Here is a 440-nt window from a genome sequence, read left to right on the forward strand (position 1 = left end):
TCGTACAGTTCGTGGTTCACGCGCGTCTGCCAGATGAGCGGGGCACCGCTTCCATCGGCACGGGGGCCGTTCAGTCCATTGCGGACAATCGCCTGGGCGGCTGAACTCAGGCGAAAACGCTGGCAGATTTCATTGGCTTCTTCTTCGTCGCCGGCGCCCAGAATGAAGCGACCGGTTGAGTGAGAAATAAGATAGTCTCCAAAATCTGCGAGCTTCTGACTGGCAAGGCCGATTTTCACATTGAGCTTGGCGCCCCGTCGTGCGGCCTCCTCAAACTGCTTCTGGATGAAGGGCGCGCCTGCGGTTCTCTGGAACTCGTCACACTCAATCCGCTTGAAGCTTTCCCGGAACTCCTCGAAGCGCTTGCGATGATACGGACGGACATGGAGAGGGACGTATTGGGCATCATCCGGATGAAGGAAGAAGTTCCGCGAGACGAT

At 57.5% G+C, this 440-nt stretch carries 1 pseudogene; it reads right to left on the bottom strand.

What is annotated here, in order from left to right:
• Nucleotides 1-440, bottom strand: a pseudogene (locus tag R5H23_RS16920) (type IV secretion protein DotO); the annotation flags it as partial.

The organism is Gluconobacter sp. GP1 (genome assembly GCF_032913585.1).
In the GTDB taxonomy this organism is placed as follows: domain Bacteria; phylum Pseudomonadota; class Alphaproteobacteria; order Acetobacterales; family Acetobacteraceae; genus Gluconobacter; species Gluconobacter cerinus.